The following is a 23,363-nucleotide window of genomic DNA, read 5'->3' on the forward strand; positions in this document are numbered from 1 at the left end:
CTAATGTTGATAGGTCTTTATACGCAGGGGCCAAAAGCCTTGCACTACAAAGAGTCATGAAACTGTAACAAAAAAGTTAACTATTCCGGAGAAGTCTGGAAGTGTACGAAGAGTAGAACGAGCAGAAAGTCTTATAGACAAGACTGCATCGAATAGCATTTATCACCTTGGGGTCAGATTATCTGACTACCTGAAAATCGATCACTTCAGACATCAGCCCCCTGTCTGCCCGATAAATTCACCTCTGATCTAAAGATACCCTTTTCTGGGTCTTGCAAAATGCTTTTATAAGTCTTCCTGGGAGAAAACTTCTGGGGTATATAATCCAGCAGCTTTGTCTATGCTTTCTGCCGACTGTGTTGTCGTAGCTCGGTTTATAGCAACTTGTCATGAAACAACAACGATTTTGGCACGCTAAGCGTCGTTGCCATCTCTATCTAGCCGTTTCCAATTCCCCCGGTATGTTTATGTTTATGGGTAAACCTTGGTCCTCCAAAGCATTGCAGGCCCTTGGTTTTGTTCAAGAACCTAACGAACAGAAACTTCAACAACCTAAGCTTGCTTTTGGCGATCCCTCTCGATTCCAGGGATCGTTTTGCAAGACCCAGGGGAAGGGATCTTCTCCTACCTGGGGTGCCCGAGGTGGCTCCGGTGGTAAGGTCACTCGATCGCCTAAAAGTTAAGGGTTTGTTAAAAAATAAAAACATGGCTTTGTTCCTTGAAACCTTGGCGTAACAAGCCTTTCGGGACTAAACCGTGAAGCAGTTGCTTAACAACTCCTAAGTTAAGAGTTGCAAAGAGTGATGGTTAAGATCTGAGCTCTCTTCTGCCAGATCTTAACTATGCTCGCTAGGCGAAGCAGCGTGGCTATTGGTCAGGCTCGGGCAAAGGGGCTTTAGTCCCTAGTTTTGTCGAACAGACCATATGGCTTAAAAGCCCCCTGTCGTTACCCAATTGGGTAACGACAGGGGGCTAATTAATGGCTGGCTGGAATCTGTCAAAGCCCCAGTTGTTCGGTTTGGGGTTTGGGCTCTGGAGCTTCAGCAATGGACGGATGTAATATTGCGTTACTTAACCCCGCAATCCATAACATTGCCCCACATTGCTTAAGGTTTATTTCGGATAACCGTTACGGTTCAACCGTGTGAGAATCTAGTGTATTCACGGATTCATACCAATTTTAGACGCGCTTTTTGACATCCATGGACCAATCTCAGCAATCAACTGCGATCGTAACCGGTGCCTCCTCCGGCGTTGGCCTATATGCGGCTAAAGCTTTGACCGATAGGGGCTGGCATGTGGTGATGGCCTGTCGCAACCTACCCAAGACCGAAAAGGTAGCCAAGGAAGTGGGTATGCCTGACGGTAGCTACACCATTACTAAATTGGATCTGGCCAGCTTAGCCAGTGTGCGTAGCTTTGTGAATGAATTTCGGGCCAGCGGAAAAAACCTAGATTCCTTGGTCTGCAATGCGGCCGTTTACCTGCCGCTGCTCAAGGAGCCCATGCGTAGCGAAGATGGTTATGAGTTGAGCATGGCTACCAACCATCTGGGGCATTTTCTACTGTGTAATCTGATGTTGGAAGATTTGCAAAAGTCTTCTAATCCGCGTCTGGTTATTTTGGGCACGGTGACTGCGAATCCGAAGGAATTGGGCGGTAAAATCCCCTTCCCCGCACCGCCTGATCTGGGCAATCTAGAAGGCTTTGAACAGGGATTTAAGCCGCCTGTATCCATGGCCAACGGCAAGAAATTTAAGCCCGGTAAAGCCTATAAGGACAGCAAGCTGTGCAATGTGCTGACCATGCGTGAGCTGCATCGTCGCTACAGTGAGTCTACGGGCATTGTCTTTAGTTCTCTATATCCTGGCTGTGTGGCCGAAACTCAGCTGTTTCGCAATCACTATTCCGCTTTTCGGACTATTTTCCCTTGGTTCCAAAAGAACATTACCGGTGGCTATGTGACTGAAGCCGTGGCTGGCGATCGCGTGGCGGCGGTGGCGGCTGATCCCGACTACAGTCAGTCTGGTTACTACTGGAGTTGGGGCAACCGCCAGAAGGAAGGCCGTAAGTCTTTTGTGCAGGAAATGTCTAACGAAGCGCTAGACGACATGAAGGCCCGGCGTCTGTGGGAGCTGAGTGAGAAGCTGGTGGGCATGGCCTAGGGCTTGAACGCCTCATAGGGTATACGGTCGGTCCCGTAGGGGCATTGCACGCAATGCCCCTACGGGTGGTTTCCATCTATAAACAGATTCCAAAAAATCAACGTTTCTGTAGATAACTTCGGTACTATGGCCTGCGGACCACTGTGGTCTAGTACCCACATTTATTGCAGGTTATCTCCATGGCGCAAGCAGACATCGGTATTATCGGCGGCAGCGGTCTCTATAGGATGGATGCCCTCACTGATATTGAAGAGGTCACCGTTGAAACACCGTTTGGTGAGCCTTCCGATGCGTTTATTTGCGGCAAGCTAGATGGTACTCCGGTGGTCTTTTTGGCGCGTCATGGTCGGGGGCATCGTTTGTTGCCGACGGAGCTGCCGTTTCAGGCCAACATTTACGGCATGAAGAGCCTCGGGGTGAAGTATTTGATTTCGGCATCGGCGGTGGGCTCTCTCAAGGAAGAGGTAAAGCCAGTGGACATGGTGATCCCCGATCAGTTTATTGACCGGACTAAAAATCGGACAGCCACGTTTTTTGGTGAAGGCATTGTGGCCCATATTGCCTTTGGCGATCCGGTGTGTAAAAACTTGGCGACAGTTTTGGGCGATGCCGTGGAAAGCTTGAACCTGGAGGGTGTAACCCTACACCGGGGGGGCACCTATGTGTGTATGGAAGGGCCGGCATTTTCCACTAAGGCGGAGTCGCATTTGTATCGTAGCTGGGGGGCCACGGTCATTGGGATGACTAATTTGACTGAGGCAAAACTGGCGCGCGAAGCGGAAATTGCCTATGCCACCTTGGCCATGGCCACTGATTATGATTGTTGGCACCCGGACCACGATAGTGTGACGGTGGAGATGGTGATTGGGAATTTACAAAAGAATGCGGTTAATGCCCAGCGGGTGATTCAAGATGTGGTTTGTCGTTTGACGGAGAACCCCCCTGAATCTGAGGCCCATTCGGCGTTGAAATATGCGGTGTTTACCCCTCTGGATACGGCGCCTGTGGCAACGAAAAATAAGCTTAAGCTTATTTTGGAAAAGTATATGTAGGCCCTGGCCAGGATGTCCGCATGGCAGGGTGGTTTTGGGCTGCATGTTGTAGCAATTTGCTGAATAGCGCTGTACCTGTAGGGTGAACTGTGGGCGCAAGGCTATATTTAATGTTGGAGACGCTTCTAAACAGCTTATGACCGGTGAACTTGGTTATTCCTTACCCCCCGCTATCCGTCGCATTGCGAATAACTTTCGCCTGGTTGGCTGGGTGAGCTTTTGGGTGCAGATCGTCAGTGGCGTCATTGCTACGCTGCTGTTTGTCACATCATTGCTGGGGCTGCAGTCTGTTTCGAGCCGTAGCGGTGCCGAAAATGCAGCGGCAGGAAGTGGTTTTCTGTTGGCGGCGCTGGGTTTGGCGGCCGTATATGTGGGTGTGTTTTGGGCGTTTCAATATACTCGGTTTGCCCGCAAACTTAAGTCTAGTAATCCGGACCTGCGACCTAAGCCGAAAAATGCGGCAAAAATCGTTGCCACTGGTTTAACGATTAGTGTGCTGGGGATGTTTTTTGGCCTATTGGGCTCTGGAGGCGTGGTGGGGTCACTGATGCTGAAGGTGATTTCCCAACCCCAAAGTGGCAATATTGCTGTGGTTAATCCCACTTTGGCTGTGGAGCCGTTGGATGTGTTTCTGGTGCAGGCAACCATCAACACGTTGATTTCTCACTTTGCTGGCATTGTGGGGTCGCTGTGGTTGTCGCGGACGATTAATAAGCAGTCCTAAGGTGGGGGAGGGGTTAGTGAAGGTGAGAAATAAGGAATTAGGAATTAGGAATTAAGTGGGTTGACCCAATTAGCTATCAGATGTCGAGGCCCCTTCTGTCCTCCAATTTTGGGGGGGACTAGATCCAAAGCCCTAAAAAAAATGGGGGGTTGGGGCAAAGGACGCGAAGTCCAAATGCCTGTGCGTATCTTAATAAAAGATTGATTCACCTACTTGGTAAGGGGGTTTTTCTGTCTCCTTTAATTAATAATTGTGGTCGGGAACGGGGTTGAACCGATGTGTAGCATCCCTTGAAGGGCTGTTGCTGCCATTGACCAGTATTCTGGTTGGCACGTCCAGGCGTTGCTTTTTGTGGAGCTTCGCTAGGGTGGACATAGCCCATTTCTGGGAGATGAGACCATGAAAAAAGGAGTTTGTGACCGAGTCTGGTTACTCTATCTACAAGGACGCCTATCCCCGGTACAGCTGTTGGCATTGTGTAAGCTATCTGCAGTGAATAGCCAGGCAAACAATGACCATCAATCATCTACTGCTGCATAGTTTTTTGGGTGCTGAGCCGGGCCAGGATTTTACGGGCCACCATCGGTCGGTTTATCCCCTAGCTCAGCAACGGCATTTTGTGCTTACGATCTTTCCCAGCTGGCTGCTGCTCGCCGCGTAGTGCAGCCCATGGAACAATCTTTGACAGATCGTATCCCAGCGCCGACGCTGGTAATTTTGGCGGGTTTAACGGTGCAGCTGGGGTCGGCCCTGGCAAAGTCTGTTTTTGTTTTGGCGGGCCCCCTGGGCACTGTGTTTCTGCGGGTGGCCCTGTCGGCGGTGCTGTTGACCCTGATCTGGCGGCCGCGCTGGCAGCCAATTCGGTCCCACTGGCCCCTGGTGCTGGCCTATGGGGCGGTGCTGGCGGTCATGAATACTTGCTTTTATTTGGCCATTGATCGGATTCCCCTGGGTATTGCGGTGGCCATTGAGTTTACGGGACCCTTGGGGCTGGCGGTGCTGAAGTCGCGGCGCTGGCTAGATTTGGTGTGGGTCACCCTGGCGGCGGTGGGGGTGCTGTTGCTAGCACCCTTGCAGGGCAGTGGTTTAGACCCGCTGGGGTTGATGTTTGCAGCGCTGGCGGCGCTGGCCTGGGCTGGATATATTGTGCTGGCGGCGGCGGCGGGCCAGGTGATACCAGGCCTTGAGGGACTGGTGTGGGCGATGATTTTTGGTGGCTTGTTGTTAATGCCCGTGGGTATCGGTGTGGCGGGGGCTTCGTTATTCAATGGGCAATTGTTGCTGATGTCTGTGGCGGTGGCGACCCTATCGTCGGTTACCTATGCCTTGGAGCTGATGGCGTTGCGACGGCTGCCGGTGAATGTGTTTGGGGTGTTGCTGAGTGTGGAACCGATGCTGGCGGCAACCTCTGGCTTTTTTGTGTTGGGGGAAACGTTGACGCTGCGATCGCTAATGGCCATTGTCTTAATTTCCATCGCAGCGGCTGGGGCCGCCCGCTATGGCGTCTCAGCGGTTGAGTAAGTCGGGTAAACCGCCTATATACAAAGGCAAAGGCCCGGGGAATAGCGCCCCGGGCCTTTGCAATCATGTCGATGGAGTTGTTGAACTAGCGTTCATTAAAACGCAGCGTTCATACAACGGCTTCGTTGAGCAGTTCAGTAATGGCCCGATGCTCAATGGGGGGCTCCATCACCTCCTGGCGAGTATCCGTAATCAGCCAGTCTAGGGCCGCTTGCTTCATATCGATGGAGGCGCCAGTCTTGTCAACGCAATAGCGACCGAACACAAGCTTGTCGATCAAACGTACGCCGGAACCAATGCGGGAATATTCGAAGACGACGCTCTTGTCCACCAGGGCACCGCTGCAAATGCAGCTATTGGGGCCGATCATAGTAGGTCCAATGATGGTGGCACCATCTTCGATTTCCGCCATGCCGCCAATGTAAACTGGACCTTCGATATTGATCTTATCCCAGTTGGCCTTCACGTTTAGACCGGTGTAAACACCAGGCTTTACTTCATGGCCCGGAATGCTAACGCCCTTGACCTGGCCCGTGAGCACATCTTGGATGGCCTGCCAATAGTCGGGGACCTTACCAATGTCAACCCACTCAAAGTCCATGGTGATGCCATAGAACGCTTCGTTGGCTTCCACTAGCTTGGGGAAGAGGTCGCCACCGATGTCAAACTCTTGACCGGAGGGGATGTAGTTAAAGATTTCGGGCTCGAAAATGTAAATACCGGTGTTGATGTTGGTGCTCAGGGCCTCCTCAACCGTAGGCTTTTCTTGGAAGGACTTGATGCGGCCAGTGTCATCCGTGACCACCACACCGTAGCTGGGCACCTGCTTGAGGGGCACCGACTTCATGACGATGGTGGCGATGGAACCCTTTTCCTTGTGCTGACGAACCGCTTCGGTGAGGTCCAGGTCAATCAGGGCGTCGCCGCAGAGGACGACGAAGGTATCATCAAAGAACGGGGAAAAGTCCTGGATTTTGCGCATACCACCGGCGGAACCGAGGGCATCTCCAACTAGTTCACCATTGGTAATGCGACCTTCAAAGGAATAGGCTAGATCTACACCGAAGCGCTGACCATCTCTGAAGTAGCCTTCAATTTCATTGGCCAAGTGGCTAACGTTGGCTACGATTTCAGTAAAACCGTGCTGTTTTAGTAGTTCTAATAGAAACTCCATCACTGGCTTTTGCAGGATGGGGATCATCGGCTTAGGAATGGTGTACGTGATGGGACGTACACGAGTACCTTTCCCTGCCGCCAAGATCATGGCTTTCATAAATGCTCTCTCTATTCCTAAATAACAGCTAAGAGGTAAAAATAACCGGACGTTGCGATCGCGAGCGACCGCAATAAGCATAAGGCTTTAACTACAGGTCTCACTATCGCAGGACAAACTTTAGTAGAGGGTCTAAAATTTGCCATTGCCAATCACCATTGGCACCTGACAGGAATCATCGGTTTGGCAACGTCAAGATAGTAACAAGCGCCCTTAAAGTATACCCACGCATATTGTCGGACTTCATTACTGCCTCACAGACGTCCAGGCAAATATTGATTTTTATGCATCCCATCCCCAGAATGACACCTATGGAATGTCCTTTGTTCCGGACAGGTGATTAGGGCCTTTGGGGCTTAATCGGGTAAAACATAGGCGGGCACATCCGCTAGGGTGGCTGCGTTGAGTTGTCTGACTTTCAGATCGCGGTAGAAACGGTCCTGAGCAAGTTCCACTTTGGACTGTGAGGATAAAAAGAGTAGGCCCCAAAATACGCCAACTTTTTCATGGCGATAGTCTTCATCACTTAATTCGTTAGTGATGGGGCCACCCAGAACATCTGGACGAAAATGGGCCCAATGTTCTAGTAAACGCTCAAAATCCATCCATTCGATGGCACTTTCTAATTCTTCCCAATATTTATCCAAGAATGTGGCCAGGGCATCCGCAATTTCTGACAAATTTTCTTGGTGAGCCAGCTGGGCAATCGTGCTAATGGCCTTGCGCTTGGAGTGGGGTTTGGCGCCCCGATTGCGATTGCGCGGCGTGGGGTTGGCCATGGCAACGGCCATCATTTCCAACTGGGCGATCAGCTCCTGCAGCGTCACCTGGCGCTTTTCTGGGGGGCTGGCCACGGCTCGGCGGTGGATATAGTTTTCCAGGTTGCGCGGTAGCCGTCTGGCGTAGCCCTGGGGCTCAAAGCCCTCTTCGTCTTCTTCGAAGTCCACGACTTCTTCTTCGATTTCGCTGCGAATTAGGGTGTCGGCTTTGAGCAGCACCAACATGGAGGCATAGAGAAAGGCCTGCCCCGATTCCGAGAGATTTTTTTCGTAGGGTGAGCGACCATTAGCGGCAACGAGCTCTTGTTCTTTAAGGCTTTTGAGAAAACGATCGACGACATCAATTACGTTTACGTCCCAGGGGTTAATCTCACCCCGTTCGGACAGGTCAATCAAAAATGCGATCGCTCGTTGAGCTAAGGAATTGGCCATAGACACAACCTTATTAAAAACTAGTTGACGCTACTGGTGTGAAATGAGCTGACGCTACATCTAGCGTGAACAGATGCACTATAGCTTAGAAGAAATGAAAATTCAAAAAAAAGTGTCAAATTCAGTTACAAAGACCCCTTTGCCCCTTTAAAAAGCGGTAAAAAACCGGCTGAAATGACTAGGGCGCTTACCACTAGGACTAGATAATTAATTTTTCTTAATAAAAGAAAGAAGAAGGAACCCGACAAGGTGTGGTTTAACCTGGGGTTTCTTCTTCTAAATCGTTTGCTTGCTTGGCAGGTTTTATTCAACCGGGCGCTACGCTACGGCTTCTCCTGTGCCTGCGTCTTTGGCCGCCCCAGGCAGCATGGGCTGAAGATCCTCTAGCTCCACACGGTAGCGCTCCACATCTTCCTCCAGCTGCTGGATGCGCAATTCTCGCTGTTGAACCTGGGGATTCACGTTGAAATATCCCTGGAGCTGGACCCAAACACTAAATACCCAGGCCAGCACAGCACCCACACCGAGGGACACCATTAGCTCGATGCACAGGGGTGCCTCGATATCTATACCCCTAACAATGTGAATTGTGGCTGTGTCGGTATTTTCAATGCCAAATAAGACGAGGGCTAAACAGATGACAAAGATGACGACGAAATTCACCTGGCGCATAGCGGTCACCTCTCAATCACGATGAAACAGCTACAGGCTACTACAGGAATGTCAAGATTGATCGAATTTTTTATTTATTAAAAGAGTTGCGGTCGGAATTTAGGTGTTATGGCCGGTTCAACAGCCCATGGCGAACGCCATAGCCCCCGGCGCACAGCAAAATAATTACCCCGGCACCAATGCCGATGGGGCTAGGAATCCAAAAGGTGGCATCCAGGGTGTTGACCTCGCCAGGGGTGAGGGGCCAGTGGCTGGCGTCGGCAATGGAGTCAATGTCAAAGCTGAGGGACAGGGTGCGCCAGCCATCTAGGGCACCGCCTTCGCCGATGGCCTGATCGGCGGATAGGCCCCGCAGGTCGATCTCCGCTTGGAGATGATTGAGCAAGGCCACGCCAAAGTTTTGTTGGCTCAGGTCTAGGTGGGCGAGCAGCGGCGGTGCGCCGGGCACCTGGGTCATGGGGCCATCGGCCGCAAACAGCTGGTTAAATTTTTTGACTAGGTCAGCGCCATTGTTAAAGTCGATGGTCACCTGGAGCGTGCCATCATCCAGGGATGTGGCTTTGCCAGAAAAGGTTTTGGCTTCTTGGATAAAGACCTGTAGCCACTGTTGGCGCACGTCGCTATTGAGGCTGACAAACTGGTCGTTGAGGTGCAGGGTTTGCACCAGGGTGCCATGGGTTTGGCTATCAAAGTCGATGCCTAGCTCATAGTCCACACAGCCGCTCAAACATATGGATAGGGCTGCGATCGCAATCAGCCGCATCATCAGCGTCCTTAGCTGAACCACCATAGACCTCCTAGCAACAGGGCGGCACCCACCAGGGCAACCCACACAAATCCGTTATCTTCCGTATTCACTTCACTCAGGGGCAGCGGTGGCGGTGGGGGCTTCAGGGGGCGAGGCTTAACGGGGCGATTTTGCCACGGTTTATCATCGCCATTTTCCAGGTCCGCTAAATCGGGGATTTTAGTCAGGCATTCTTCTTTTACCTGCAATTTGGGCGCATTGATGATGTATAGCACCCGTTTGCTTTGTTTGCGCACATCCAGGTCTGGGTGCAGCGCCAGTTTGCCACATAGTTCAATGGCTTCCTGGCGTCGGTCTGTGGCCGCTAGGGCATTTACCAGCCACAGTTTTAACTCCCCGTCTAATGAAATGCTAGGGTTTTCGGCGATGCCCTGTTCAAAGGCTTGTACGGCATCGGCATATCGGCCTCGCTCAAAGGCTTTTTGACCCAGTTCAAAGGCTGTTCGCGCACTCTGATTGGCTGCATCTGGCATTGCGGCTAATCGCTAATTTAACTATCTTCTGCTCAGATATTTTACGGCGAACCTAGTTGAATGCAACTAAAAAACAGCGGGTGGGTTGGAATTATGTCTGGGCAGAATCGGTGGTCTGGTGCCCTTCGGGCTTTGGCATGGGTAGGGTGATGGTTAACGTTGTGCCCGCTGTAGACGACTCACAGGTTAGCGTTCCATCGTGCTGTTGGGTGACGATTTGATAGGCAATGGAAAGGCCTAGGCCGGTGCCTTTGCCCACGGATTTTGTGGTGAAAAATGGATCAAAGATTTTTTCCCGCAGGGCCTCGGGAATGCCAGGGCCATTATCCGAGATTTGAATTTCGTAGTGGGTGGCTAAACGGCGGGTTTGAATGTGGATGTGTGGGGTAAAGCTATCTAGGGCTTTAGTCTGTGCTTCTCGCAACGCATCAATGGCATTGCTCAAAATGTTCATAAATACCTGGTTTAGCTGGGAGGCGTAACAGCTAATGGGGGGCAATGGGCCATAGTCTTTCTGGATGTCGATGGCATCAAAATCGCTATTTTCCTTGAGGCGATTTTGTAAAATCAGCAGGGTGCTGTCTAGCCCCTCGTGGATATCCACGGGCTTTTGTTCGGCCTCATCGAGGCGAGAGAAATTTCGCAGGGAGGTGATAATGTCGGCGATGCGTTCTGCCCCCACCGTCATGGAATTTAGCAGGCTGGGTAAATCCTCTTTGATGTAGGTGATGTCGATTTTTTGGGCCAAGGCCGTAATGTCGGCGGCGGGGTCTGGGTAGTGGTGCTGGTACTGCTCAATTAGGGACAGCAGATCGTCGGTATATTCCTGGGCCGGTTCTAGGTTGCCATAGATAAAGCTGACCGGGTTGTTGATTTCATGGGCAATGCCCGCCACCATTTGCCCCAAGCTGGACATTTTTTCGGTTTGGATCAGCTGAATTTGGGTTTGTTTTAGCTGATCTAGCGTATCGGAGAGTCGGGTGTTTTTCTCGGCTAGGGCCTGGGTGCGATCGCGCACTTTCTGTTCCAGTTCCTGGTTCGCCGTAGCCAGGGTTTGGCGAGCCTGGCTCAAATTATCAAACAAAATTGAGTTTTGGATGGAGATCGCTGCCTGGGCCGACAGAATGCTCAGCATTTCCACATGCTGATGGGTAAATGCCTGGGCCATCAGGTTGTTTTCTAAATAAATCAGGCCCACTAGTTCTGCCTGGCGCAGGATGGGGGCACACACAATGGACTTGGGCCCATGGGTTTGAATATACCTATCCTGGGAAAACTGTTGGCTCTCCTGGGCATTGTCCAGCACCATGGGGCGTTGGGTGCGCACCACATACTGAACCAGGCTTTGGGGCAAATAGGGATAGTCCGTCGCCACGGTTGTAGCCAGTAGCGATTGATCGACCTGCGGGTCTGGAAAATGGCCATGGGTGACTTCAACCGTGAGTCGATCGGTGCGGTTTAGGAGCAACACCCCCGATTGTCCCCCCGCATTTTCCAGCGCCAGCGCCAGCAGTTTGCTCAGCAGGTTTGGCAACAGAATCTCGCTGGAGAGGGCCTGGGATGCCTTGATGACCGTTTCGCGATCCAAAATATGGTCGGAATAGTCACTGCGAACGCTAATGCTTTGGCCTTGGCCCAGGGAGGTCAGGGGGGGTAACCCTAGCTGGGGGGTGATCAACTGGGGATATTGCTTTGCCATGAGGGCAACTTTGCTCTGTGCCCCCCACCGTTGATAGAGCTGATGGGCTTTTTGTCTGAAAAATTGGGCATTTTCCAGCTGCTGCCGACTGTGTAGCAGGTCCGCTGCCCGCTCTCGGGCTAGGGCCTCGTTGGGCAAGCAGCGATACCCATGGGCCGAGGCAATGGCCTGTTCGTAAAGCTCCATGGCTGGCCAGGGCCGATCTTGCAGGCGCTCTATTTCGGCGGCCACCAGCAATGCCTTATGTTCAAAATTGGCCGCGCAGTGGCTGGCCCAGTCCTGGAGTTGTTGCTGGTGCTGGGTGATTTGGGCCCAATAGGCCGTCTGGGTCTCTGGTGCAGCGTGGGGAAATAGGGCCGCCAAGGTCAGCGCTGAAATGAAGGTGTATTCAGGAATGGCCACGGTGCCGACAACATAGTCCAACAGCGCCTGCGCCTGTTCAACACAGGTTAGGGCCTGGGCATAGTCCCCATAGAGATACAAGACATAGGCTTTGAGAATGTAGTAACGGGCCAGGGGGTTATGGCTCTGGTGACCGATGGTGCGGGTCAGATACTCTTTTTCTGAGCCAGTGTCGAGATCAAAGCTGTCGGCGGATGCGGTCTCCCCCATTAGGTTACGCAGAATCCGTTCGCACCCCCACAGGGCATCGGTCGCCCACTGGTTCTGGTGCTTTTGGGTGAGGGCCAAATAGTTGGGCAACTCGGTGAGGATATTGGCCAAGGGCTGCCCTTGGTAAAAGAAATGGTAACCCTGGTAAGAGAGACTGTAGCCCACATACTGCAGTTCTCCTGATGCTAGGCCAGCGTAGTAGCCGTCGTGGTAAATGGCTTCGGTGGTGTGTAGGGGATAGAGCCAGTGGTTAAGGAAGCTGCCCAGCACCATGCAGGCTTTACACTCCTGCATAGGGTTGTTCAACTTACGGCTGAGCTCTAAGGACATCTGGCCAAATTCATGGCCCCGAGCATACTCTCCCCACAGGCCGCTGAGTAAAATACCGTAGGCCCCGTAGGCGTAACAAACTTCGGGGGCATCCCCATGGTGGATGGCCAGGGTAATGATGGTGCTTACCACCCACATAAATAGCTGGGGGTTGGTGCGGTAGGCCGTGGGTTGCAGGGTGCCCAGAATTTTGACAGCGGCGCGGATGGTGGGGGATTCGATGGGGGAATTATTCAACAAACTGGCCACGGGGCGGTCCCCCAGCTGGGCTTTGAAGTCGGTGAGTTGTTGTTCCACCACCGGTTCTAGGTTGGTTGTTGGCACCGAAAATCCTAACAGATCTAGGGCCTGCCGTCCGATTGCGATCGCTTCTTCGTATCGAGCCTGCAGGGTGTACTGCAGAATCAGCAAGTGAATCACCTGGGCTTGATCTAGCGGGGACGTTAGCTGGGCCAACATGGTTTTGATCAGGGCTTCGGATGGCTCAAATTGGCCCTGACGCTGTTGTGCTTCAGCTAGGGAATAGGTTAGGTCAAAGGTTAGCTGGGGCTGGGCTTGCCAGGGCTGGGCAGGGAGGTTTTGAAGGCCCATATTAAAATAGCTGCTGGCGGAGGCATAGGCGGTTGTGGCCATGGCTTTTTTCCCCGCAGCCAGGTTGAGCTGTGCCAGATGTTGTTTCTCGTCCCCATCGGTGATGAGGGGCTGGCCCTGGTTGAGGTAGTCCACCTGCCGGAAGGTGGATAGTTCCGGGGAGCTGTTGTTGCTAGGGCGATGCTCAGCGGCCCGGTCTTGCTGGCTGAGGTAGCGGCCAATGTGCAGATGGATTTCCTGGGTTTGTTGGTCGCTCAAACGTTCAAGGGCGGTTTGTTGCACCTGATCGTGGATAAATTTGAACGCAGGAATGACAACATTAGCGGTGGGCTGCGGGACGAGACATTCCTCTGATGTGGGTAGCACAAAAGATGCGGTGGGCACAATCAGGTTGTTTTGGATTGCGGGTAACAGATGGCGATAAAGTTCTACCTGGGCGTCCGTTAACGATAGGGACTGGATTGGGGCCAGGGTGGGGGCATTGGCCTGGGCCATTAAACGGGCTAGGGTGGCCAACTCAAACTGGGTGCCCCAGCAGGCGGCCCAACTGAGAATTGTTTGGGTCAGCTCGGATAGCTGGCCCAGGCTTTGCAGAACTAGCTGGGCAACGTTCTCTGTGCTGTTATAGGTGCGGATTTGGTCCAGGTCCCAGCGCCATTGGAGAACTTCAGAACCGCTGCCCATGGAGGCGGTGCCTAGGGTGATCAGCTGGTCTTGGTGCAGCGTCCGCAGCAGCTGATTGACAAAAAATGGATAGCCCGAGGTTTTTTGGTGAATCAGCTTTGCCAGGGACTGGGCCGCCGCGTCATCGCAGCGAAAACTGTCTGAAATTAGCTGCCCCACCTGGTCTACATCCAGGGGTGGCAACAGAATCTTTTGGCTGCGTTCGGCTTTTTCTAAATATTGCAATAGACCGTGGAGGGGATGGGGGGTATCCAGTTCCGTGTGGCGGTAAGCGCCGATGAGAAACAGGTGCTGCAAGGACTCTTCCCGCACCATCAGCTCAATCAGTTGCAAGGTGCCCCGATCGGCCCATTGCAAATCATCTAAAAACAGGACTAGGGGCTGCTCTGGAGTACACAGCACCTGCATAAAGCTAAGGAAAACCCATTCAAACCGTTTCTGTGATTCCGTTGGTGGCAGTTCTGGAACTGGGGGCTGGTCTCCGATTAAAGTCCGTAGGGCGGGAATCAAATCTATGAGTAACTGGCCGTTGACCCCCACGGCGATGCGGATGCGATCGCACCATTGTTGGAACTGATCTTCCGGTAGGGTCAAGACCTGATCCACCCAGTGGGACAACGCCGATGTCAGGGCTGCGTAGGGCAGGGGAGACTGCTGAAACTGTTCAAACTTGCCGGCAAAAAACGTTGCCCGCTGATTATACAAAAAGGGTTTAAGGCCATTTACCAGGGCCGATTTTCCCGACCCTGATGAGCCCGCAATCAGGGCCACTTGGGTTGGGCCTTGACAGCTTTGTTGAAAACTCTTCTCCAGGTTTGCCATCGCCGTCTCCCGCCCGTAGAGCGTCTGGGAGAGCACAAACTGTTGGGGGATATCTTGGGTGGCCAGGGTAAATGGCTCAATGTGTTTTGTCTGTTTCCACTGTTCCAGGCATGTGTGTAGGTCTTGCTTTAGGCCCCAGGCACTCTGGTAGCGAGCATCGGGGGATTTGGCCATCAGTTTCATGACCAGGTCTGAAACAACTGTGGGCACATCGCGGTTGAGTTGGGAGATCGGTGGGGGTGTTTTCGCAATGTGGCAGTGCACCAGCTCTAATAGGTCGTTACTAACAAAGGGCACTTGCCCGGTCAGCAGTTCGTATAGGGTTACCCCCAGGCCGTAGAAGTCGCTGCGATGGTCAATGCTGTGGTTGGTGCGCCCTGTTTGCTCAGGGGCCAGATAGGCCAATGTACCTTCCAGAGCCTTAACGTTATTCTCCGCCGTGGTCACCTCGCGGGCAAACTCGGTGGCCATGCCAAAATCTATCAGCTTGATCCGTTGGCTAGGGGGCAGCACGAGAATATTGGCCGGGTTGATGTCCTTATGCACAATGTGATGGTTGTGCAAGGTCAGCAGTTGTTCGGTAACTTGTAGCCCAATGGTCAGAATGTCTGCCAGCGATAGGGCTTGGGTTTGGCGCCATTGCTTCAGGGATACCCCGGCACAGTCTTCGAGCACAAGCACTAACCCATTTTGGTGGGGTTCTAACCCATAGGTTTGAATCACCCCCGCATGTTTGACCTTAGACAATAGGGCATATTCCCGGTGGTAGCGGGCCAATTCTAAGGGCGACGGATAGGCTTGTTGGGATGTTTTTAGAATAACGGGACGCTGTGAGGAGTCCTGCCGTGCCCGAAAAATTCGCGTTCGCGCGCTTTCGTAGATCGGCTTTAGGGAAGAGTATCCAGACAGGGTCAACATGGCTATGTTAAGGGCAAAAAAACCTATGTTTTAAGGTGCCCATGCGGCCGTGGGATGACACTGTTTTGACCTGGGTTAAGCTGTGATCACAGCCTCGATAAAATGTGTCGGTTGGAGGTGAAAACACTTGTGGTGCCGTCGTTACAGCACCGTTTAATTGCCCGATTTTGGGGGTAAGGTCTTTACATTACTTTGATCTACTTTGATCTACTTTGATCTATGAAATAAAAATACCCTTGACAACACAATAGGGACGCTGTCAAGGGTATTTTTTGGGGCTCTGGTTAGGCCACGATGGGGGTTAGGCGCCTACCGCTTCCTTGGCGGCGTACATTACCTCGGCCGTAATCTCCGTATGGCCCTGTTCGCGGGCAAATTTTTCGGTATTGCGCTTCACCTTACCCCGCACAAATCCGGGTACCCGCTTGAGTTCCTTCAGACCGTCAGTGGTCCAGCTGAGGTCAGCATCGGCGGATAGGGTTTGGGTAATGGCTTCCTTGGTGTCGTGGCCGCCGAAAATTTCCAGCAGGTGGTCCTCCATACCCAGGGTGAAGGAATTGTAGATCAGGTCAACAACCTGGTTGGCCCCTTCGTAGCCCAAAAATGGACGATAGCCCACGGGGAAGTTTTGCACGTGGATGGGGGCGGCAATCACACCGCAGGGAATATTGAGCCGTTTGCCCACGTGGCGTTCCATTTGGGTGCCAAAGATGGCGGCGGGTTCGAGCTGGGCAATTTTATCTGCGATCGCGCCATTATCTTCACTCACCAGCACCTCATCGCAGTAGCCATCCACCTGGTTTCTAAACCAAGCATCGTCATACTTGCAGTAGGTCCCGGCCAGCACCACCTTCAGCCCCATTTCCCGAGACAAAATTTTAGTCAGTGCCGCCGCATGGGTATTGTCCCCAAACACAACACAGCGCTTGCCCGTCAGGTTTTGACAATCGATGGAGCGAGAGAACCAGGCCGCCTGGGAGGCAAACCGCGTTTGGTCATCAATAAACTGATCGTAGTTAGCATCCACGCCCCGCTCATTCAAAATCTTTTGGATGGCGCGAATGCAGCGAGCGGTTTCCACCACACCCATGGGGGTAATATCCACATAGGGCATATCGTGCTCCCGCAGCAGATATTCCGCCGTCATGGAGCCAATTTCTCGGTAGGGGATCAGGTTAAACCAAGCTTTCGGTAAATTCTTTAGCTCATGTACCGACGCCCCCTCTGGGATCACGGCATTGACCGTAATACCCAGGTCCGCCATCAGTCGCTTTAGCTCAGTGATGTCGTGGTTGTTGTGAAAGCCCAGGGTGGTAATGCCAATGATATTCACCGAAGGCTGTTCTGTTTTGCCCTCTGGCAGGTCTCCCTGTTTAGCCGCTTTCTTAAGATAAAAATCAACAATCTGCTGTAGGGTGCGGTCTGCCGCCTGCAGTTCATTCGCCCGGTAGTGGTTCACATCCGCCAGCATGACATCCCCGTCAGCATCTATCTGGGCGCGCTCAACAAAGTTCGCCAGATCTTCCTGCAGAATGCTAGAGGTGCACGTCGGTGTGAGAACGATCAGGTCGGGACTTTCTTCCTTATCTTTACGGGTGATATTGTCCACCACCTTTTCTTGGGAGCCCCGTGCCAGGACGTGGCGATCGACGACGCTGGTGGTTACCGGGGTGAAGTCTCGCTCACGGGAGAGCATGGAACGCATGACATTAAAATAATCGTCCCCCAAGGGGGCGTGCATGATGGCATGGACATTCTTAAATGAGCTGGCAATGCGCAGAGTGCCAATGTGGGCAGGTCCTGCATACATCCAATAGGCCAGTTTCATAAATAGCGCTCCAATGTTTTGGGTGAGTGAGGGCATGGCAACCCAGCTATTACGATATGGGAGGTATCAGCGGCCATCCTGCCCCCTAAATGAATTGCAATGGTTCGTAAGAATGGGTCACAGTTGGGGGAGTGGTGCCGAAGAAAATCTTTAAGTTTTAAGTAGATCGTCTGCTGAATCGGAGCCGTGATTGGCGAGGTTCAGACTTCTGAACGTGCCCCCTGCCCTGGGTTAGGGAAAACCACGGGGCGATTCACCGGGCATAATTCGTCTGCATCACTTTATTTAGGCTGGGCAAATTGTTCTGGAACGCCCCATGGCGGCTGTGGAGTATTCAATGTCATAGCAGTTCATTGTTTTTCAGGAGGCCACTATGGGGTCTATTGTGAGCGGTCTAGGTTTAATGGGTGTGTTGCTCGGTTTGGCGATGCCTGTCTCCGCCGAGGTGCTAACCCAGACCAGTGCCACCGAAGCAAAGTTAGTCACCGCTGATGCCCATCGGTCCCTTCGCCATCAGCTAACGGCAAATGCTGGCGAAACAGTGGCCATTAGACTCAAGCTAGCCAATAACAACCCAGGCATTGTGAGCCGCGTAGCGGTCTATGCCGAAGGCAGCCGCACTCCTTTATTGGTAGACAACCAAGTAAGCTATCGCACCGTGAACCCAACCCAAAAATCACAGATTAGCCATTTGATTGTCATGACGTTGCCCGCCGGTCGGGGGAGCGGTCGGATGCGCTACGACATTGAGCCTTTATTTGACTTTGATAATTCTCCCCAATTTAGGGTGGCCCCGGAGTCTGACGCGGTGTCAGAATCTGTGCCGGCCACTGATCCGCTCAGTGAGCCAGCTACTGTGCGCTACCGAATGACAGTGGAAACAGCAACAGTTTCCCAGCAACTGTTGCTAGATGCCCACCAGCGTCAGTAGGGGGGTGCTTAGGCCATAGATTAACGGCGGCATAGATTTGTAGCAGGGCATTCCGTTTGGATGCCCTGTTTGTCGTAGTATATTCTTTGCCTCAGGCTGGCCTGCGTGCTCTGTTTGGGGTAATCGGAGACCCGGTAGGACGGGGCTTGCTACATGCTGTTTTGAACAGAAAGGACATGCCGCCGTGCCCATGGTGCCAACGATCAGTGCCCCCGACTCCCATGCTCCCCTCAATCTCAGGACGAAGGTTGGTTATGGCGTGGGTGAAATTAGTAAAGAGATTCCGGGTAGTATTCTGGTATTTTTTTTACTGTTCTTCTTTACCGATGCGGTGGGGCTGTCGCCGGGGTTGGCGGGGAGTGTGCTACTGGTTGGCAAGGTGTGGGATGCCGTTAATGATCCGTTGGTGGGCTGGCTTAGCGATCGCACCCAGTCGCGGTGGGGGCGGCGGTTTCCTTGGATGCTTTGGGGGGCCATTCCCTTGGGCATTAGCTTTTGGCTGCTGTGGCTAATTCCGCCATTGCCCAGCCAGTGGCAGCTATTTGCGTATTACACGTTTGTTTTGTCTTTGTTCTACGGGGCCTTAACGGTGATTGCGGTGCCCCATTCGACCCTGGCCGCTGAGCTGACCCAAACCTACGACGAACGTACCCAGCTAGCGAGCTTTAAGTCCGCCTTTAGCATCGGCAGTAGCATTCTCGGGCTGGTGATTGCCCAGATTATTTTTGCCATGGTGACCGATGTGGGACAGCGCTATGCCCTACTGGGGGTGGTGTGTGGTGCCATTACTATTCTGGCGGTGTATGGCTGTGTTTGGGGCACGTACCATCGCTTTTGGCAGTTGCAAGGCAAACGGGGCAGTGTTGCCCTGGTGGGCCCGCAGTCCATGGGGCAACAGATCAAAGAGCTGTTGAAAATCCGCCCGTTTGTATATCTGATGGGCATATATTTTTGTTCCTGGGTGGGCCTACAGGCGACGGCTGCCATTTTGCCCTATTTTGTCACTAGCTGGATGGGGCTGTCAGATCAGCACTTTACCCAGATGATCCTGGCGGTTCAGGGCACAGCCTTGTTTATGATGTTTTTCTGGAGCCCCATTGGTCAGCGTGTGGGGAAGCGGGCTGTTTACTGCTGGGGCATCCCCTTGACGATGTTGGCCCTGATGGGGTTGTTTTTTCTACAGCCTGGTCAGACGGGCTTGATGTATGGCTTGGGAATGTTGGCTGGCATGGGGCTTTCTACGGCCTATTTAATCCCATGGTCGATGTTGCCGGATGTGATTGATTTGGATGAGTTGCACACGGGGCAGCGGCGGGAGGGGTTGTTTTGTGGGCTGATGGTGCAGTTGCAAAAGCTGGGCACGGCCATGGCAATTTTTATGGTGGGTAAGTTTCTAGAAGGGTCGGGCTATGTGGCTAGCGTTGGGGAATCTGCGGTGACTCAACCGGACAGCGCGCTGGTGGCGATTCGATGGATTTTGGGGCCGTTGCCGGTGGTTGTGTTGTTGGCTGGGATTGGTTGTGCTGCCATGTATCCGATTACGCGGCAGCGACATGATCAGATTTTATTGAAGCTCAAAACATCGCGACCCAGCTAGCGATGTAGTCATTCCATGCAAGGGCATGACGGATGGGCTGCATATATGGTGGGGAGCCAGACTACTCAGTTCTTCAAAGCAGGGTAGTCTGGCTCCTTATACGCTGTTAGCTTTTGCCAGCCTCGATTAACTTATGAGTTGAGCCGAAGCTTATTCTGCATACCACATGCTGGCACTACGAGCCGGTAGCTTGAAGGTATATTCAGGGCCTTGGATTTCAGGCAGCGGATTGCCAGTTAAGATATCCGTGTAGGGATGATCCCATTTGAGTTTGAAACTTGTATCCACTGTGAAAGAGCGCTCATCCCCACACTTGTTTATCCCAACGATGCCATCTTCACCACGGCGCCAGAGCAATGCGCATTCGTCTGCTGCCAAAACGTCCATAGGCTTACCCTGCATACGGTTATGGAAGTCAATCATGTTTTTCATCATGTCCTGCTTCCAAACGCCAACCCAGCGCTCATTGTTGGATGGGCCACCATATTTGGGTAAACCTGTTGAACGATCGTCAAAAACTAGGGGCGTGCCGCCATCTCGTCCCATGATGTAGGCGTATGCTAGATCTTCATCTTTCGAATTATCAGCACTTTCATCAAAAATGAGATATCTGAAACCATCGTTGTAGGGAATGTCATGGGTAACAACCACGGTTACGGCACGACTATTTTCCAGGGCGTTGCCGGTGGCATAGGGATTTGCGATGTCAGATAAGGGTTGCCCAAAAGCAAAGGCATTTTTGAGCGCATTGAGCAATGGAAAGTCATAGGCTCCAAATTGCTCGGGTAGCTGACTTAAATACGGGTTTAGAAACAGTTGATAATCTGAAGCCGTCGTTCCACCTGAGGTAATGATTTCGGCAAAAATTTGTGAGTCATTTGCAACAGCATCGGGAACAAAATATTGAATCGCGCCCATGGGCATGTGCTTCGCCGCATCAATTCGAAACCCGCGTACGCCTAAGTCGTAAAGCGCTTGAATGTATTGCTTCCGTTGGTCGTTGACCCAGTTATTGTCAGGCACACTGTCTTTTAAATCCGGGAGGCCAGTATCGCCATTTCCTCCACAAATGCGATCAAAAATTACTGCATTTCTGTCGTTGTAGTCACTAATGCATTTGGCCGAATGAAAATCACTGGAGTCAAATAAGCCATCGTTTTTGCCATCATCCGGCAAAATGCCATTGTCTAGAACTCCGTTACCATTGCTATCCCCATATAGGATTTGCTTTGCCCAGTAGTCTTTATTGTTGTCGTATTCTTTTAGGGTACGGTCACCAGGAAATGTCGTCGCCGCCTGGCGCTCATTGGCCATGTGGTTAACGACAACATCTGCATAGGTTCGCACGCCGTTGGCGTCTAGGGCCTTAATGGCATTGACAAAACTCTCTTTGTTGCCATCACAATTGTCGATGACACGAAAATCCTGAGGCTGATAGCGTAAGTACCACTCGCAACCCCCTTTTTTTGGCGATTTGAGGGGTGGGGTGACTAGGACGGCTTTGTAACCTGCATCTGCGATCGCGTCAGCATTGTCAGCAATATCCTGGTAAGACCAATCAAACGCGTGTAAAATTACGTCTGCCTGAGCAGCTTGCATGGGAAAAGTGATGTAGCTTGCGATCGCAAAAAAGACAATCACAATTATGGTACGGATTGAAGCTTTGATTATCTGCATTACGCTCGTCAATGTAGGGGCATTAAAAAAGCTAGAATTGGGGACCAATAGAGGCGATAGCGTCCTTTAAATTTGATACCAGTTAAACGCCTCAATTAAGTGTAATGACTTTGATGCGTTTGAACATTACCCTTTAGGGTACCTAGCCATTGATATTTGCTGTTTTAGAGGATGCCCCGATCGAGCTCAGAAGATAATTACAAAAAATGCGATGAATAGAACGACCATTCACCGCATATTAAGTATTTTAGAAGGTGCTACAGGGGCTTGTTAGGTTGGGTCCTTGCCCACTGTGCTCTGGATATCCGTAGCAATAGGTTTTAGCTAAATAGGGCTGGAACAAATCGTTCTTTCGGTTCAACGACTTCAAATTGTGCACAAGCATTGCCCCCGTTATTTTGGGCTCGATACAGAGCCGTCTCTGCCCACTCAATCAATTTGCGCGGGGTGCAATTTGCATCGGGGATAGTAGAACAATAGCCAACACTGACCGTCATGGGAGCATTGTTCTTCGCTGGATGGGGGATAGCCATGGCGCATATCCTCTCTCTCAAGGTGTGGGCCAAAAAGAGCGCATCGTGAGCGTTGCCATAGGTAATTACGGCAAACTTTTCCTTATCATATCTGCATGTAATATCAGACGACCGCTTGCACACATCTGATATTGCCTGGGCAATTTGCACCAGGCATTCGTCCCCAGCATAGTGTCCCAGCAAATCGTTATATTGTTTAAAGTCATCCACATCACATATAACAAGAGAAATATTATGTTTCTCCCGAATTGCGAGGTTAGTTAAAAAGCTAAGCTGTGAGTCAAACTCTGGGCGACTTTTAAGCTTGGTTAAACTATCAACGGTGGCTCGCCCATAGAGTTCAGAACTGGTCAACTCTGGTTCGATCATGCCCACTAGCAACCTAGCTTTGCCCGCATCGTCCCTAAGTAATGCCCTGACACGGCTTGAAAAATATGAAGCTTCGCCAATTACGGACTGGGAGTAAGGAAAACGATTGCAATATTCGTCAATGATGCCCTTCTTTAATTGATTGTATCCATCAAAAAAATGTTGTGCCTGGGCTGATTTTTTAGTGGAAATATTGTTGTAATAATCTCTGGCAATTGGGTGGTTTTTTCTGACGGAATGCTGGATTATGCTCGGATCTAACGAGAATGTTTTGCACATTTCTCGGTTGCAATAGAACGTATCCGGATCATCCTCTAGGTCGATTATCCACCATGAGAAACCTGAGAAGCTAAGGGTTTCTTCGCAGAGTTGATAATACTTTTCTATGTGTTTATTCGGGAACATAAGCAGTGGGGTGGATACGTGTAATAACCTTCTATAAATATGACTATTGTCAGCAACAGTTTCTGAGGGTTTATATTTGGATTGAGCCATGGGGGCATCAAATATTTTGTTGATATTTGATATGAAGAGCCAGGACTTTCCCTATCTGCAATAGTTCTTTTTTGTAGGCTAATGCACTAGGGAAAGCTTGTGAAATCCTTTCGTATTAGTGGTTTTAGGCTCAATTAAAATGGCAGTTGCTATGCTGTTTTATGGAAGTGGAAACACCCTTGCTGTATGTTTGCTATTAGTATTCCCAGCTATTTCCTAGGGGTTAATAAAACAAATAACCTTTATGTGTTGTTCTGTCTTTGTTATTGCTGATCTAGGGGTGAAACGAACAGCGGATGGTGAAAACTAAGTAGTTCGGCAAAAATAGTTACAGCATTTAAGCGAAAAAGAGCGATTCTAATAGAATCGTGATTCTGC

At 51.5% G+C, this 23,363-nt stretch carries 17 protein-coding genes; 8 read left to right on the forward strand and 9 right to left on the reverse strand.

Translation table 11 applies throughout. The annotated features are described in order from the left end of the window. Positions 1-389: 389 nt before the first annotated feature. From IXB28_RS00340 to IXB28_RS00365, 6 genes are all read left to right on the forward strand, one after another. Positions 390-683 (forward strand): hypothetical protein, encoded by a 294-nt coding sequence (locus tag IXB28_RS00340; RefSeq protein ID WP_215616556.1) that lies wholly within the window; start codon positions 390-392, stop codon positions 681-683. A gap of 519 nt (positions 684-1,202) precedes the next feature. After that, entirely contained in the window at positions 1,203-2,165 is a 963-nt protein-coding gene (locus IXB28_RS00345) for a protochlorophyllide reductase (RefSeq protein WP_215616557.1), read from the forward strand. A gap of 179 nt (positions 2,166-2,344) precedes the next feature. Beyond that, positions 2,345-3,217, forward strand: coding sequence for an S-methyl-5'-thioadenosine phosphorylase (locus tag IXB28_RS00350; protein ID WP_215616558.1), 873 nt, complete (start codon positions 2,345-2,347; stop codon positions 3,215-3,217). Positions 3,218-3,353: 136 nt separating this feature from the next. Beyond that, the gene (locus IXB28_RS00355) at positions 3,354-3,941 is read left to right on the forward strand and encodes a DUF3611 family protein (RefSeq protein ID WP_215616559.1); all 588 of its coding nucleotides are present in this window, start codon (positions 3,354-3,356) and stop codon (positions 3,939-3,941) included. Between the two features lie 511 nt (positions 3,942-4,452). Beyond that, entirely contained in the window at positions 4,453-4,602 is a 150-nt protein-coding gene (locus IXB28_RS00360) for a hypothetical protein (RefSeq protein ID WP_215616560.1), read from the forward strand. An 8-nt stretch (positions 4,603-4,610) separates the two neighbouring features. Next, on the forward strand, positions 4,611-5,462 hold the full coding sequence (locus IXB28_RS00365) for an EamA family transporter (RefSeq protein ID WP_215616561.1): 852 nt from the start codon (positions 4,611-4,613) through the stop codon (positions 5,460-5,462). A 109-nt stretch (positions 5,463-5,571) separates the two neighbouring features. Here IXB28_RS00365 and IXB28_RS00370 read toward each other — a convergent pair whose 3' ends face one another. The 7 genes from IXB28_RS00370 to bchB all read right to left on the reverse strand — a co-directional run bounded on the left by IXB28_RS00370 (position 5,572) and on the right by bchB (position 17,383). Further along, on the reverse strand, positions 5,572-6,735 hold the full coding sequence (locus IXB28_RS00370; RefSeq protein WP_215616562.1) for a sugar phosphate nucleotidyltransferase: 1,164 nt from the start codon (positions 6,733-6,735) through the stop codon (positions 5,572-5,574). 356 nt (positions 6,736-7,091) lie between these two features. Next, positions 7,092-7,946, reverse strand: a complete 855-nt coding sequence (locus IXB28_RS00375) for a segregation/condensation protein A (protein ID WP_215616563.1) — start codon at positions 7,944-7,946, stop codon at positions 7,092-7,094. Positions 7,947-8,264: 318 nt separating this feature from the next. Beyond that, positions 8,265-8,618 (reverse strand): lipopolysaccharide assembly protein LapA domain-containing protein, encoded by a 354-nt coding sequence (locus IXB28_RS00380; RefSeq protein ID WP_215616564.1) that lies wholly within the window; start codon positions 8,616-8,618, stop codon positions 8,265-8,267. A gap of 106 nt (positions 8,619-8,724) precedes the next feature. Next, a complete protein-coding gene (locus IXB28_RS00385; protein WP_215616565.1) occupies positions 8,725-9,408 on the reverse strand; it encodes a DUF3153 domain-containing protein in 684 nt (227 codons plus the stop codon). Beyond that, on the reverse strand, positions 9,393-9,899 hold the full coding sequence (locus IXB28_RS00390; protein ID WP_215616566.1) for a tetratricopeptide repeat protein: 507 nt from the start codon (positions 9,897-9,899) through the stop codon (positions 9,393-9,395). The genes IXB28_RS00385 and IXB28_RS00390 overlap by 16 nt, the downstream gene beginning before the upstream one ends. A 91-nt stretch (positions 9,900-9,990) precedes the next feature. Beyond that, on the reverse strand, positions 9,991-15,555 hold the full coding sequence (locus tag IXB28_RS00395) for a trifunctional serine/threonine-protein kinase/ATP-binding protein/sensor histidine kinase (protein ID WP_215616567.1): 5,565 nt from the start codon (positions 15,553-15,555) through the stop codon (positions 9,991-9,993). A 301-nt stretch (positions 15,556-15,856) separates the two neighbouring features. Next, complete coding sequence (bchB, locus tag IXB28_RS00400; protein WP_215616568.1) at positions 15,857-17,383, reverse strand: ferredoxin:protochlorophyllide reductase (ATP-dependent) subunit B; 1,527 nt, start codon at positions 17,381-17,383, stop codon at positions 15,857-15,859. A gap of 373 nt (positions 17,384-17,756) precedes the next feature. On the opposite strand from bchB, the gene IXB28_RS00405 reads away from it, so the two are divergent. Both IXB28_RS00405 and IXB28_RS00410 read left to right on the forward strand, forming a co-directional pair. Beyond that, positions 17,757-18,314 (forward strand): hypothetical protein, encoded by a 558-nt coding sequence (locus IXB28_RS00405; RefSeq protein ID WP_215616569.1) that lies wholly within the window; start codon positions 17,757-17,759, stop codon positions 18,312-18,314. A 190-nt stretch (positions 18,315-18,504) separates the two neighbouring features. Then, positions 18,505-19,911: an MFS transporter gene (locus IXB28_RS00410; protein ID WP_215616570.1), complete on the forward strand. Its 1,407-nt coding sequence runs from the start codon at positions 18,505-18,507 to the stop codon at positions 19,909-19,911. A gap of 150 nt (positions 19,912-20,061) precedes the next feature. On the opposite strand, the gene IXB28_RS00415 is transcribed toward IXB28_RS00410, so the two are convergent. Together IXB28_RS00415 and IXB28_RS00420 are read right to left on the reverse strand one after the other, a co-directional pair. Further along, a complete protein-coding gene (locus IXB28_RS00415; RefSeq protein ID WP_215616571.1) occupies positions 20,062-21,588 on the reverse strand; it encodes an alpha-amylase family glycosyl hydrolase in 1,527 nt (508 codons plus the stop codon). A gap of 320 nt (positions 21,589-21,908) precedes the next feature. Next, on the reverse strand, positions 21,909-22,985 hold the full coding sequence (locus IXB28_RS00420; protein WP_215616572.1) for a diguanylate cyclase: 1,077 nt from the start codon (positions 22,983-22,985) through the stop codon (positions 21,909-21,911). Between the last annotated feature and the right edge of the window lie 378 nt (positions 22,986-23,363).

Source organism: Leptothoe kymatousa TAU-MAC 1615 (assembly GCF_018739865.1).
Classification (GTDB): Bacteria; Cyanobacteriota; Cyanobacteriia; order Phormidesmidales; family Phormidesmidaceae; genus Leptothoe; species Leptothoe kymatousa.

Bases quoted from the DNA above. Each gene is read 5' to 3' on its own strand.
- IXB28_RS00340 (WP_215616556.1), top strand. From the start codon at position 390: ATGAAACAACAACGATTTTGGCACGCTAAGCGTCGTTGCCATCTCTAT.
- IXB28_RS00345 (WP_215616557.1), top strand. From the start codon at position 1,203: ATGGACCAATCTCAGCAATCAACTGCGATCGTAACCGGTGCCTCCTCC.
- IXB28_RS00350 (WP_215616558.1), top strand. From the start codon at position 2,345: ATGGCGCAAGCAGACATCGGTATTATCGGCGGCAGCGGTCTCTATAGG.
- IXB28_RS00355 (WP_215616559.1), top strand. From the start codon at position 3,354: ATGACCGGTGAACTTGGTTATTCCTTACCCCCCGCTATCCGTCGCATT.
- IXB28_RS00360 (WP_215616560.1), top strand. From the start codon at position 4,453: ATGACCATCAATCATCTACTGCTGCATAGTTTTTTGGGTGCTGAGCCG.
- IXB28_RS00365 (WP_215616561.1), top strand. From the start codon at position 4,611: ATGGAACAATCTTTGACAGATCGTATCCCAGCGCCGACGCTGGTAATT.
- IXB28_RS00370 (WP_215616562.1), bottom strand. From the start codon at position 6,735: ATGAAAGCCATGATCTTGGCGGCAGGGAAAGGTACTCGTGTACGTCCC.
- IXB28_RS00375 (WP_215616563.1), bottom strand. From the start codon at position 7,946: ATGGCCAATTCCTTAGCTCAACGAGCGATCGCATTTTTGATTGACCTG.
- IXB28_RS00380 (WP_215616564.1), bottom strand. From the start codon at position 8,618: ATGCGCCAGGTGAATTTCGTCGTCATCTTTGTCATCTGTTTAGCCCTC.
- IXB28_RS00385 (WP_215616565.1), bottom strand. From the start codon at position 9,408: ATGGTGGTTCAGCTAAGGACGCTGATGATGCGGCTGATTGCGATCGCA.
- IXB28_RS00390 (WP_215616566.1), bottom strand. From the start codon at position 9,899: ATGCCAGATGCAGCCAATCAGAGTGCGCGAACAGCCTTTGAACTGGGT.
- IXB28_RS00395 (WP_215616567.1), bottom strand. From the start codon at position 15,555: ATGTTGACCCTGTCTGGATACTCTTCCCTAAAGCCGATCTACGAAAGC.
- bchB (WP_215616568.1), bottom strand. From the start codon at position 17,383: ATGAAACTGGCCTATTGGATGTATGCAGGACCTGCCCACATTGGCACT.
- IXB28_RS00405 (WP_215616569.1), top strand. From the start codon at position 17,757: ATGGGGTCTATTGTGAGCGGTCTAGGTTTAATGGGTGTGTTGCTCGGT.
- IXB28_RS00410 (WP_215616570.1), top strand. From the start codon at position 18,505: ATGGTGCCAACGATCAGTGCCCCCGACTCCCATGCTCCCCTCAATCTC.
- IXB28_RS00415 (WP_215616571.1), bottom strand. From the start codon at position 21,588: ATGCAGATAATCAAAGCTTCAATCCGTACCATAATTGTGATTGTCTTT.
- IXB28_RS00420 (WP_215616572.1), bottom strand. From the start codon at position 22,985: ATGGCTCAATCCAAATATAAACCCTCAGAAACTGTTGCTGACAATAGT.